The organism is Falsihalocynthiibacter sp. CO-5D18 (assembly GCF_041205445.1).
GTDB classification, from domain to species: Bacteria; Pseudomonadota; Alphaproteobacteria; order Rhodobacterales; family Rhodobacteraceae; genus Falsihalocynthiibacter; species Falsihalocynthiibacter arcticus.
The window spans coordinates 41,700-54,376 of record NZ_JBGFCF010000013.1 but is presented as its reverse complement, the minus strand read 5'-3'; the positions used below and the strand labels follow the sequence as shown (position 1 = coordinate 54,376).

Annotated in this window: 10 protein-coding genes; 4 read left to right on the top strand and 6 right to left on the bottom strand. The window is 52.7% G+C overall.

The genetic code is table 11. The annotated features are described in order from the left end of the window. The first annotated feature begins 4 nt into the window (after positions 1 to 4). Both AB9F27_RS16260 and AB9F27_RS16255 read left to right on the top strand, forming a co-directional pair. Complete coding sequence (locus AB9F27_RS16260; RefSeq protein WP_335585346.1) at positions 5 to 436, top strand: hypothetical protein; 432 nt, start codon at positions 5 to 7, stop codon at positions 434 to 436. A gap of 34 nt (positions 437 to 470) precedes the next feature. Next, positions 471 to 1,310, top strand: coding sequence for a hypothetical protein (locus AB9F27_RS16255; protein ID WP_335585345.1), 840 nt, complete (start codon positions 471 to 473; stop codon positions 1,308 to 1,310). 13 nt (positions 1,311 to 1,323) lie between these two features. Here the strand turns inward: AB9F27_RS16255 and AB9F27_RS16250 are convergent, their stop codons facing one another. Next, positions 1,324 to 2,412, bottom strand: a complete 1,089-nt coding sequence (locus AB9F27_RS16250) for a class I SAM-dependent methyltransferase (protein ID WP_335585344.1) — start codon at positions 2,410 to 2,412, stop codon at positions 1,324 to 1,326. A gap of 66 nt (positions 2,413 to 2,478) precedes the next feature. Beyond that, positions 2,479 to 3,264, bottom strand: coding sequence for a M15 family metallopeptidase (locus AB9F27_RS16245; RefSeq protein WP_335585343.1), 786 nt, complete (start codon positions 3,262 to 3,264; stop codon positions 2,479 to 2,481). A 230-nt stretch (positions 3,265 to 3,494) separates the two neighbouring features. On the opposite strand from AB9F27_RS16245, the gene AB9F27_RS16240 reads away from it, so the two are divergent. Both AB9F27_RS16240 and AB9F27_RS16235 read left to right on the top strand, forming a co-directional pair. Then, complete coding sequence (locus tag AB9F27_RS16240; RefSeq protein WP_335585342.1) at positions 3,495 to 4,088, top strand: OmpA family protein; 594 nt, start codon at positions 3,495 to 3,497, stop codon at positions 4,086 to 4,088. 54 nt (positions 4,089 to 4,142) lie between these two features. Then, a complete protein-coding gene (locus AB9F27_RS16235; protein WP_369757944.1) occupies positions 4,143 to 6,302 on the top strand; it encodes a protein kinase domain-containing protein in 2,160 nt (719 codons plus the stop codon). 38 nt (positions 6,303 to 6,340) lie between these two features. Here the strand turns inward: AB9F27_RS16235 and AB9F27_RS16230 are convergent, their stop codons facing one another. Genes AB9F27_RS16230 through icmH form a run of 4 tightly spaced genes read right to left on the bottom strand, consistent with a single transcriptional unit; the run spans position 6,341 to position 12,673 of the window. Beyond that, on the bottom strand, positions 6,341 to 7,054 hold the full coding sequence (locus AB9F27_RS16230; protein ID WP_335585340.1) for a protein phosphatase 2C domain-containing protein: 714 nt from the start codon (positions 7,052 to 7,054) through the stop codon (positions 6,341 to 6,343). Continuing rightward, entirely contained in the window at positions 7,051 to 7,668 is a 618-nt protein-coding gene (gene tagF, locus AB9F27_RS16225; protein WP_335585339.1) for a type VI secretion system-associated protein TagF, read from the bottom strand. Before tagF ends, AB9F27_RS16230 begins: the two co-directional genes overlap by 4 nt. A gap of 2 nt (positions 7,669 to 7,670) precedes the next feature. Further along, a complete protein-coding gene (gene tssM, locus AB9F27_RS16220) occupies positions 7,671 to 11,246 on the bottom strand; it encodes a type VI secretion system membrane subunit TssM (protein ID WP_369757943.1) in 3,576 nt (1,191 codons plus the stop codon). Then, the gene (icmH, locus tag AB9F27_RS16215; protein WP_369757942.1) at positions 11,243 to 12,673 is read right to left on the bottom strand and encodes a type IVB secretion system protein IcmH/DotU; all 1,431 of its coding nucleotides are present in this window, start codon (positions 12,671 to 12,673) and stop codon (positions 11,243 to 11,245) included. The genes tssM and icmH overlap by 4 nt, the downstream gene beginning before the upstream one ends. Positions 12,674 to 12,677: the final 4 nt, after the last annotated feature.

The window sequence follows — 12,677 nt, the reverse complement described above, 5'->3', positions numbered from 1 at the left end:
ATAGATGCATAAATTTCTACCAATTCTCGGCTGTAGTTTCCTTCTGTCCGCCTGTGTTTCAAGCAGCGATCCTGCGGACGGCGGTTTTTTTAATGGTGTTCAAGGAATTTCGTCTGGCGGCTATGACGCGCGGATTGATGAGCGTGAGCAAGCCGTTGTCGCCTCCCAAAGCCGCAATTCGGATTTGCGGGCCGAGCAAGCCAACTTACAGGCGCAAATCAAGGCGTCTGAAAGTGAGCTTGCGAAACTGAAGTTCACAATCCTCCAGCAAAAAAATGCGCTGTCGGGAATGGACCCGCAAACCAGCGCACGTGTGAATGCGGTGCTGAATGCGAAACCTTCTGGAGCGACGGACCAATCCAAGCTTGCGGCTTTGCAAAAAACCATTTCTGATGCCAAGGCCCTCTCGGCTGAATTGGCGAAACTTGCGGCTTAAGACCTTTTAAGAACCGAAAACACGGGACAATGTGATGCAACAAGACGAAGAGTTTGGAGATTTCAAAAAGGCGCTCACATCCCCCGTTTGCCCCTATTGCACTGCAGCCATTTCCACGCATCAACTCCTGCAGCCAGGGCATTGTGGCGCTGAGCCTTGCTTCCTTGCGCATATTTCCCGTGGTGTTCAGGCGCAAAAAGACCAAAGAGAACAAGACTATATTGAACGACAAAACTCTGCAAAAGAAGGGAAGGCATCCGCCATTGCAACAGCCGCGTTCCACCTAAATTGCGATACGGACGACCTTCTGATTGCGGTCGTCCCCTTCCAAAACAACCCAGTTGAGCCCCTCCCTCCCGCGCACCGCGAAGCCTTCCGGCAGCATTTGGAAAAAATCGTCGAAGAGGCGTTCGCCCTTGGTTCAAGTGCCCTTGAGAACGCCGAAATTTCACCAAATTCCAGTGCCGAGCATTCAATAATCGATGCCGCCTGTAGTACCTGCCAAGGGTTCTGTTGTGCGAGAGGTGGCGGTGAAAACCATGCGTTCCTCACCGTAAAAACAATTCTTGGGTATCTCAGTCAGAATCAGGAATTACTTCAGGAGGACGTTATTGCCCACTATACGGACGCCCTTCCCCAAGCATCCGTTCGGGCGGCTTGCGTGTTTCAATCGGATCAAGGCTGCACCCTTGAACGCACCTCGCGTGCACCTCTGTGCAACACATTCTACTGTCACGATCTCCATGCCATGCATGATCTCACGCAAGGTCGCTCGGACGTCCGCATGGCAATTATCGGTGTGCAGGACGACACACCCGCAAAAGTATCCGCCTTTAGTGAAATCGCAGGCCAAATTTGTATTGACCCAACTTAACCTTCATTTTGGATTAGACACCGGCCTTAAATCCCATCGCTCTCGACGCCTTGAGGATCGGGTCCCAAATAGTGGAGGCAATGGGCGGGGGAAATTGCGCAAAACTGCCGGTAAATTCGGCGTCGCGGCGCAATTTGTCTGCATCTGATTGGCTCACTTGGGTGATATAAATTTGACGCTCGACCCGCGCACATCCAAGCTCCTTAAATCGATGTTCGAAAATAGTGTATGGTGCGATGATCAAAGTGCCCGGTCGCACGGTTTTTATGATCTGATCCTCTAGCTGTCTTAGCATTTCGATATGGCGCATGGGTCGGTAAAAATACACAACGTCATAGTTATCATAATGCGCATAATTCAACCCATCTGCTTCGATGACGTTACAGCGATCCGCTCGGGTATTCTTAAAGAGAGTCTCAGCGGCGGCAACGTAACCTGGATCAAATTCGAGCCCATCTGCGCGATCAAAAAATGCCGAAGCGCTCAAAACTTTCAACCCACCGCCGCATCCCACATCCAGAAACCGAACCGGATGCCTTGGACGTCGCGCCAACAGGATACGTCGCGCGGCATGGACATGCTCAATAAACACACTCTGTGGGAAGGCGATGTCGGCATAACACCCATGCTCGCGGGCCGTTTCATTCTGCTTGGTATTGTTCAAAGTTTTGTAAAGGGAATCCAACAATTGATCATTGACCATATTCTGGGAAATCGAAATGTCATCCGTGGCAACGGAAGGTTTAAACAATTTGCGCCTTTGTGGCGGAATTTGATTGCGGATGAGGGTTTCAATTGCGGACCATTGGGTCATCCATGTGCGAGAATGGGTGGCTTCACTGGTCAGTTCGGCCCATTTCTGCGTCTCAAGAGCAGAGAGCGAACCGTTCAATTCGACTTCAGCAGTGCGCGCATTCGCTATTTCGGGGACAAAAAACAAAAACTTTCGGGCAACCATTGAGATTCGACTCATCGCCAACGTGACGCGCGCCGTATCGGCTTGCTCCGATTTGATCAACTCGGCACCGACAACTTCGACCGATTCACGAAGCTCTCCCAAAATGTCCTTCAACTCGGACTGTAGTTCACCGACTTGTTTCAATTTTCGCCCCTAGATTTTAGGCAGTCTCTCTCGGCGACACGCAACATGAATGGAAGGATAATCGCGTCAAATCTTACCTTCCAAACGCCATTGCTCCAGCATCTGCCGACTGATTTCAAAATGCATCGAATCTTCCCGGGTGAAACCCGCGCCCCAGACCCAGCCTTCTTCGTTAAAAAAATCCGCCAAAATGGTTAGGCCCAATTGGGTCTTTCCATCGCCCAGCGTATCAAGGTGTCCGTCGATATTTAGATCAACGGCCAGGCCAAAGGAATGGGTAGACGTGCGCCCAACGGTGCCCCGAATTTGCCGCACACAAAGCGCGCCAGCAGTATTTATACGCTCATAAAGGTCGGGGTCGGTCGCGCGAACTTTTTCAAACACGCGGTTCAAACTATCGACCGCAGGCTGAAGCATATTCACTTTTATCGGACCCACATCCGCCAAAACCAATAAATCCTTAAGTTTTGGATTGGTCATCGGTTCGCAATCGTCGCTCAGAACTTCCCTCGGTCGCCCCAAGAAAGATTCCAAAAAAGACGGCCCACCCACCACAATTCCCTTGTTTACTTCGCGTCGGTTCGCAATCAAAACCACCTGTGCATAAGCATCCAAAATGGTATTTGGTCCCTCTTTGACAAAAGGTTGGTCGTTCATCTGAGGCATAGCCTGCGGAGCCGACCCCAATTGCTGAACTTGATTTTGCAGAGCTTCGATCTGGCCACGAAGCGCTTCGATCTGCTGTCGCAACCCTTCAATCTCAATCCGCGCGCCGCTGTCAATTCCGGGTTCATTGGAATAATCGTCCTGTCCGCCACTTGTTTGAATGACCAGCCAAGCTAGGGCAGCCAAAAGCAAAACAATCGTCAGGACAACAATGGGGATGAGGCGCTTCAGTGGAAATATTCCTGATTAAATTATTCGTTTTATGTTTGCGGTAAGCCTTGCCGCGTGTCAACAGTCCCGCGACATACAGCGTGATACTGGCCGTTTTCAAGAATTATGAAAGTGATTTTAAAATCTAGCCATGTTACGGTAATCAAGAAGAACATTTATGTTCCATTTCAATGGAGTCTTTAGGCATGACAAAACACGGTTTAATCCTTTTCACATCAGCTATGGTGGCGCTCACGACTTTCGGCTCCCCTGTATTTTCACAATCCAACAACGATATGACCGCTGAGGAAATGACGGAACGGTTTAGTGCCCAAAAAACCCGTGGCCTTGTTGTTGCGGTTCCCGCCAACGAAAATGCGACCGAAACCGATGCTGCGGCACAAGAGACTGTTGCGGCCACCGTCGCTCCAACAGCGGAACTGAACACGGATATTGTCCCCAAAGACGAACAAGTAAATCTGAACGTTTCCTTTGATTTTGACTCAGCGGCCTTGCGTAGCGATCAACTCCCAAAGCTGGTTGAATTGTGTTCAGCTCTTAAAGCGGCCGATGTTCAACAAATTCGTATTCTTGGGCACACGGATGCCTCCGGTTCTGCGGAGTATAACGAACGCCTTTCAAAATTGCGGGCCGAAGAAGTTAAACGTTTCCTTGTCACTGACTGCGGGTTCCCTGAGGATCGTATGGAAGCGCTTGGCGTTGGCGAACGCAATCTGTTTGATCCCGCAGACCCCAATGCCGATAAAAACCGTAGGGTCGAGTTTCAGGCTCTTGGCTAAATTCGGTGCAAGCCGTTCCTCCACACTCCCTAAAGAATCGCGCAAGGATATTCTGTGAATTCAAATAGCAATCGCGGTATTTTTCAGATCGGCGATGTGCTGAACAATACTTACAGAATTGAAAAAGTCCTTGGTCGCGGTGGTACATCCGAAGTGTACCTCGCCACCAGTGTGATTTCTGGTCGCGTCATGGCGCTCAAAGCGCTGCGACCAGAGTACTCGTTGGATGAGGATTTTCGCGCGCTGATGACTCGCGAGGAGGACATGCGCGAAATCCGTCATGATGCAATTGTACGGTATTATGACAACCAACAGACCGACAGCGGGCTGATCTATTTGGTGATGGATTATGTCGAAGGGCCGGGACTTGATAGAAAAATCAAGGACGGTGGGATGCCCGCCGACGAGCTGCTCATTTTGTGCAAACGCGTCACCGAAGGGTTGGTCGCGGCCCACAAGAAAAACATCGTTCATCGTGACCTTTCACCAGATAATATAATTCTGCGCGACGGTAATCCGCATGATGCGGTGATCATTGATTTTGGCATTGCAAAGGATACCAACCCTGGTGCCGAGACGATTGTTGGCAATGAATTCGCTGGGAAGTATGCCTATGCCGCACCCGAACAACTTAGCGGTCAAACGGATGCCCGTGCGGACATCTATTCCCTCGGCGCGCTTTTGCTGGCGACCTACCGAGGTAAAGCGCCCGATATTGGCAACAACCCGATGGAGGTCATCAAGCGAAAGTCAGAGGTCCTTGATACATCTGGCGTTCCGGAACCCTTAAAATCGCTCCTTGATGCCATGACGCATCCCGACCGCGAGTTTCGTTTGCAATCGGCACAAGCAGTCCTTGATCGACTTCAGAACCCACAGGATAGCACCTCGGAAATTCCGACGGAATTGGAGGACATGGACCGCACAGTCATCGTCCCACTTTCCAAGGCCAAGCCCAAAACAACTGAGAACAAGAGCGCGCGCCAAGATCCACAGCCCCCTAAAAAATCGCGCAGCCTCCTTATCCCTACTCTAGCGGTCCTGCTGGTTTTGGCAGGCGGCGCCGGCGGATATTTTTCTGGGTTGTTCGGCGGACTTGTCACGACGAGCTACCCTTTTGCCGATCCCTTTACCTTCGTGGCCAGTCGTTCGGAAAACGGAACCGCACAGGCGGTTGGCAACGTTCCTTCCGAAGACATACAGCTGGAACTGACCCAATTAATGACCAAGTTGGGCGGCTCGGCGGAGTTGACTTTGGCCAGTGGAGAGATTGCCGAAACTTGGGGGAAAGATGTCCTGCAGTTGGTCAATAATGTTAGTGGCCTGCCCGAATGGCGCGTCCTCCTGAATGCCAATCAAGTGCGCATCACGGGCCTCACCAATGACGCGTCTGAACAGCAACGCCTAAATGATTTATTCGCCGGAAACGGTATTCCCGCCGGTTTAACCGGTACCGCGAATATTGAACTGGGCCCCCGAATCCTACCGGTTGCCGCGCTCCTGCCAGCACTCAACGGCTATGCCGATTGCGGCGAGTTACAAGTCATCAACCCGCCCGCTATTGGCTATTCCAATGCCGACGTGATCACTGTCACGGGCCGTGTTGCGAACGAGACCACGAAGGGAAATTTGGCGGAAACTTTGGCCGCGATTATTGGCGAGCGATCCCTCGATCTAGACTTCGAGGTGCTAAATCCCACTCTTTGTTCGATAAGTGGCGCCCTGCCTATGGTCCCGACGGGCGGCGTTGGCGTCACCTTTGGATTGGGGCCAGACAACACACCAAACCCAACGGGCACATTCTTTGTTGGGGACAATCCCATCATCGACATCACCTTGCCCGCCGACCTCACGGATGGGTATTTATTCGTATCTGCCTTGGATGTTTCGGGTAGTGTTTTTCACCTTTTGCCCAACGTATTGATCAAAGATAACAGCATCGCCTCCTTGCGCGATGGGCGCAGCGGACCAATCGACATTCGGGTTGCTTACAGTCTTGATGACGCGGCAGATGGCAGTAAATTGGCGTTTAATGTCGATGCCACGTCGCTGGGGAAAACCCAAATTATCGCGATCTACTCTGACACGCAAATATTCGATGGCATACGCCCAACGACGGAATCAGCTGGCGGTTATGCGGCGGCTCTCAAGGCACGTTCAGGCACAATTCGCTCGCTTGACAGCCGGATACTCACCACGGCAGAACGGCCATAAATCAGATCGGCCTGCGCGCAAAACGCGTAGGCCGCCCGCTAAGCGACATCCACAACGATGATGGAAATGTTGTCCGCGCCACCGCCCTCCAAGGCTATATTCAGAAGCTTCTCGGAAACGGTTTCAATCGGCGCTCCCGTGATCGCTTGCTGCAGTTTTTCAAACCCTGCGTATTTATTCAAGCCATCTGAACACAGTAAAAACCGGTCACCAGGCTCCAAGGTTCCACGTATTTTATCAAGCTCAAGGTCATCGCCGACCCCTACAGCTCGCGTAATCGCGTTTGATTGTGGGTGGTGCTCGGCTTCGTCCCACGTCAACTGCCCCGCGTGGACCAGTTCGGCTACCAGCGAATGGTCCGAGGTTAACAGCTCAATTTTACCGTCGCGCAACCGATAAAGGCGACAGTCCCCCGCCCAAAAACAAACAAGGTGCTGCCCCGAAATCATCAGCGCAACCACGGCCGCACCGATGGTACCGCCGCCGCGCGATTCAATCTCGTCCAATATGATTTGATGCGCATCAAAAATAGCCTTACGCAACGCTACCATTCGATTGGCAGGCTCAAGGTCAAGCGGCAGCATCGCAACGGCATCGACAATCGTTTGCGACGCAAAATCGCCTCCCGAATACCCTCCCATACCATCGGCCACGACCCAGATATTTTGGTCCCCTAATGCAAGGATACTGTCTTCGTTGATTTTGCGAACTTTCCCAACATGGGTCACTGCGTTATGGCGTATCGCCCTCATGTCTGTGCCCCTATCCGTTGGTCATTTGTGTTCCAAATTGCGGCCTCTAAATTAAAAAGCCCTTCCATTTCACACTCATCCGGCAACCCAGAACACCGGATAGTCCGCGTGTCCTCGTCAAGACGCGCGCTCCAAACGCTGGTAGGCGATATGCTGCGGGATTTCGGCGAAGCCTGAGGACCTTCCCCAACGAGCGGAATGGCACTCAAACGCGTGCTTAACGCCTCGGTGGTCATGCTGTCTTCGAGCGCATCTAGGGCGACAAGTTCCAATTCCTCAAAGGTCGCCGTTGCGGACAAATGTGCGTCAGAAACCTCAGTTAGCAAGGCGATTGGCGTGACCAACGTAAGAGGAAACGCCCGCCCAACCCGATCCACTGACGGCATTAGAACGCCCATCGCCGCATTTTGCCCCGCAAGCCCAGCGCTTAACGTAAACCGCCAAATCGGCGCGGACATATAGCAGGCCTGCCACTCCTCCCCGAGTGAATTGCGCACATTACTCAGGCCCATCTGAAGCCACTGGTCCCACGGTCGCACAAAGTCCGACGAAACATTAATTCGGAAGAAATCTCCCAAACTGGGAATTTTCCCAAAGGCACCAAACCCAGCCACGATCAAAAAGATTTCGGGCAGCTGAATTTGGTCAGCGCCGGTAAAGCAAAGGGATTGAGGGCCGTGCTGGTCTGCATCTGAAAGATAGCGATGCGCCCGCCAATATTAAAAATGACCCGCTTTCTATCGGGAACATTCGTGTTGCGAACCTCCGCAGAGTCTAACATGCGAAACCACGCCCACGGACCCGTTTGTGTGATCGCACTTTCCGAATTTCTTTTCTCCGGAGTGAACGATATGCGTGCACCACCAACGGGTCCGGGCCAACGTACAGCCGCCGGTCGAGGGATTTTATCTTTATGCTGAAAAGTCACGGGCTGACCATCAATCTCCAATAGAATTCCGCGCGCTTTTGGATCGAGTGCTTCGGGCGTCATTTGAAAGCCAACGTTGATTACAGGCGATCCCGCAAAGAAGGCATCACGAATTTGGGCCGCGTTTTCAAATTGCTGCAACACGGCCTGAGAGATCCCCAAGTCGGTATTGTTGACCTGTTTAAAGCTCCAAGGGCTTGTCTGAACATCCACAAATTTTGCGAGGTTATCCTTGAAGAACTTGTCCATCTCCCCGTCGGGCCGGAACAAAGCCGAAAAGTCTGGAATGGCTGCTTCGGCACGGGCGCGGTGTGTAAACGGATACGTGTTGTTAGCGACGCGTTCGCAGATTGGCAGAACCGTTTGCTGCCACTGGGCGTTTATCCCAGCGCGCGTTCCCTCCGTTGCAATTCCTGACGAACCAACAACAATTTGCGAAGACCACCGCTTCATAGGTCCGTTTGAAACCCGACCGACGGCTGCCTGAAAGCGCTGGAGTGCAACACTTGAATCTTGTGGGTTACCGATGCCACCCGCGAAATTAAGATTGCTAAGGTCCTGATACACATCCTTGAGGATATCGATCAATTCGTCCAGCTGTGACCCTTGCTCTTCGGGTTTGTTTGTCAATTGGTGCAGCCACGCAAAGTGATCCTCGACAAACTGGCCCGGAGGTTGTGGTTTACCGCCTGTTTCAGTTTGCGCTGAGGTCATGGCCTCAAGGAAAATCCGCCCATTCGTGGAAAGCCCGCGCCGCGCCAGACGCGTTCCGATGGTTTGCGCCCCATCTGCAACCGCCGCTGTACCATTCCCTTCATCGCTCTCGGCGGTTAGGTTTGTTTCGTAAGATACCGCTTCCAAAACATTGCCAATGGGTGACGTTGGCCCAGACAACACGTTGGTAACTTCGACAGCATTCGCCAAGTCACTCATGGGAATGATATCGAGATCGCCGAGCAACGTGTCGTATTGCAAGACGAAATCACCATAGTAGAGGTCCAAAACATCTCGACTCATTGCCATAAGCGCGGCTTGGCTTTGTTCCTGTTGCGCGCTTTCGCCGAGGACCCAGCTTTCGCGCTGAATGCGGGTTGCGATCCCTAAAGCTTCCTCCAGAAAGACCTCGTTGAAGCCAGCGTAGGTGTAAATGCCGGGAATCCCGTCGTTAAGTTGCTTCCCCGATGAGCGACTAAAGGCGCGCGTAATAGCAGGGCCACCGATATCCGTGAGCCGCCAAGCAGGAAGCTCAGTCGCGGCTGCGGAATTTATAATCCCGTTATACACCCGCTGCGATTGCGGCATTTGCGTCAACACACGTTGGACTGCTTCGACCAAATCATTGTTCAGCGCGATGGGGTCAAGGGGCGCGGATAACAGAACGTCCAAATGCCCAAGCAAGTCTTCTCGCATGGGTTCGCCACGAGTATCTGGAAACGCTTGCTCCCAATCGGATTGCATCCAATTGATGATTAAGTCGCGATTGAGCGGACCAACCTGCCCCAAAATGAGGTAAACTTTCAAAGCGTCATAGAGCAAATCGGGATTGTTGATGTTTGTTTGCAGTTGGTTTTCAAGTCGCAAGAAAAGCCGCGGCAGCAAAAATTGGTTCAACGACGCCCGATAGCTTTGGCGTTCTTGGTTGTTCATGATTTTGCCTTGAAACAGGCCCCATCCCCTGCCTTCGGACGATAGATCAGCGTCCATTTGTGGATTGTCAGGAAGATCGCGCAAAATATTGAGCGCGGGAATAATAGAGGCCAGATCTGTATCCCCGACGGGGTTTGGCGGAATTTGCGCAATGGCCGACCGATAGGCATCGAGGTCTGTTTGGGTAGCCTTTGCAACGGCGGTATTGCCCTGAAAACTCTGTGCCCAAACGACGCCCATAAAGATGGCGGCGGAAATAGCGGCGGCAAAAGCGGCGCGTTTGGTCCATCGATACCGACGTTCTACCTTGTCGTCAGCCGAAACAAGACCAGCTTCTTGAAAGATCACCTGATCAAAGAGGCGCGTCAGGAAATAGGATCGCCCCGTTCCGCGCCCCGAGCCAATCGCTTGGCGACCAATGCCAAAGGTGCGGGCCATGCCCATCATCAAACGGTCAATCGGCGTGCCTTCTTGGGTGCCCGACGTGAAGTAAATTCCTCGAAGCATTTGGCGATCTTCGAATTTATTCTCTTGAAATAGCTCCGCCAAAAACGTCCGCGCGACACCCTGAACCGAGGCCACTTGCGCGGGGAAACTCGCGATCATACTACGGCGTTGAATGTCGGTCTCGTTTTGCATCCGTTCCAAAGATTGCGCATTCAGGCGTTGCAACAACAGCGAGAATTCCTCATCAAACGTAGCAATCGGCGACACTTTGGCCTTTTTGGTGATCAACGGCAGCGTGAAGCCCCAGACCTGCTCGCGCTCCACTTTGCCCAAAGGTTCGTAAAACTCGGAAAAACCCGCGATCAAGTCGGCTTTGGTAAACAGCACGTAAACAGGGAAATGCACCCCAAGTTTTTCGCGCAACTCTTGTAACCGACGGCGCAGCGCAGTCGCGTGGCCTTTTTGGGTTAGCTCATCTTGCATCGAAAGATCAGACAGGCTGATGGCAATAATGGCCCCGTTAATCGGCTGTCTTTTGCGATGTTTTTTAAGTAGCCCCAGAAATCCAAGCCACGCGGCGTTATCGGCTTCGGCATCGCTTTCTTGGGTGGTATAGCGTCCCGCCGTATCGACCAAAACGGCATTGTCCGTAAACCACCAGTCGCAATTTCGCGTGCCACCAACACCGCCAACAGCGGTTTTTCCAATTTCATCCGCGAGAGGAAACTGCAGACCAGAATTGACAATCGCGGTGGTTTTCCCCGCACCGGGTGGGCCAATAATCACGTACCAAGGCAGCTGGTACAAGTGTTTGCGCCCGTGTTTGGATTTGCGCAGACCGAGCATCGCGGCCTTCAGCTTGGCGCCCATTTCACCAAGTTCTTCGGTCACGGCCTCATCTGGCGCACCCGTCTCATCGGCCATGCTTGCAAAGTCATCGGCAAGGTCTGTGTCACGTTTGCTGTGGACCAACAAAATCGTGAGAATAATCAGAAGCGCAACGATCCAGAGAAGGGCCAACCCAATAAGGCGCCCCATAACACTGTCAAATGGATGCCAATCGCCAAACCCTAGAAAGCCCCCGAGGAACCAAAGGCAAACCGACAAAATGAGCGAGAGGATGACGGTAATGCCAATCCCCGATCCTAAGGCTTTAAGCACTTTCTTCATTCCGTCAGTTCCTCGCGCAGCAGAATAATTTCGATGCGCCGATTTTCAGCGCGGCCTTCCGACGTATCATTGCTCGCAATCGGATCCGTATCAGAGCGCCCTTCGGCGACCAAACGGCTGGCGTCATCCAATTCGGGTGAAATGCTTTTGCGAACCATCTCCGCACGGGCCAACGACAAAGCCATGTTGTTTTTAAACCGCGCCGACCGAATGGGGGAACTATCGGAGTGGCCTGCGATAATAACTTGTCCTCTGGTGTCATTGAGCGCGTTTGCGACCCGAGAGAGCGGCACCAAGAAGGCAGGAGTGAGCGAATCCGATGCGGATTTAAACATGTCCTTGCCCTTGATCCGCACTGTAATAGTGTTGGCGTCCTGAAAAACGGAAACCAATCCCTCGTCGATTTCAGCCTTCAAAATCTCCGACACACGGTCTTTCTGCGCGATAACTTCTACAGAAGGTTCAACCACAATAGGCGGCGCGCGCCGTTCCAATTCGGCAATACCCGTGGGATCAATCACCGTGAACTGCGCCAATATTTTGTCCGTAGAGTTCGACAACAGGTTTGAAAGCACTAGAAACACAATCGTCATGACGGCGGCCAGCGCGCCCACCGATATCCAGAAAGGCTTCCACGCTGACAACTGGCGCAACGGTTTATTCAACCCCATCCAATGAGGCGACAGATCATGCTCGATGTCACCCTTTTGCGTGCGAATAATCCGCGCCAGCCCCGTGCGGATGTTCATATGTTTATCAACACCGCCGGCCTCGACCCTCAAACGGCCCTCAAACCCCAGCGATAGACACACATATAGGAATTCCAACAGGTCGATATTTTGCGCGGGGTCTTTTTCAAGACGTGCAAGAAGATCATAAAAACGGTCGCCGCCGACAGTTTCACGATGGAAAGTCGCGACCAAAGATTGCTGGCCCCACGTGGAAGCGCCACCCCACGGCGTGTTGAGGACAACATCGTCCAATGTGGCACAAATGGCGTAACGCGCTACTTTGATCGTTTGCGGATCGATCTTGGCTTGCATGGCTCGGTTTTCAAAAGCCCGCACTTCCGCAATCACCGAACGGCGCATGGTTTCTGGATCGGCATGCTGGGCGCGGTTGCGAATACGGCTTACGAGGGAAAACAACGTTGAAGCTGCGGCATGGATCGGATTGAGGCCCGTAAAATCCTCGACTGCGGATTGATCTTGCTGAGGTGGCGGCGCGCTTGGGGCGGGCGCCGCTGGCGCGGGAGCGGGCGCGTTAAAACCCGCTGGGTCATTGTAATCCACAGGACTAGGAGCCGCCGGAGCCGGAGCAGGCGTTGTGCCAAAAGGCGCTGACGCAGGCCTCCGCCCTCCCGGATTGGGGCGGATCACTGTGCGTTCGTTGTCGTTTGGTTCCGCAAATGGGTCGTCATCTGACATCGTT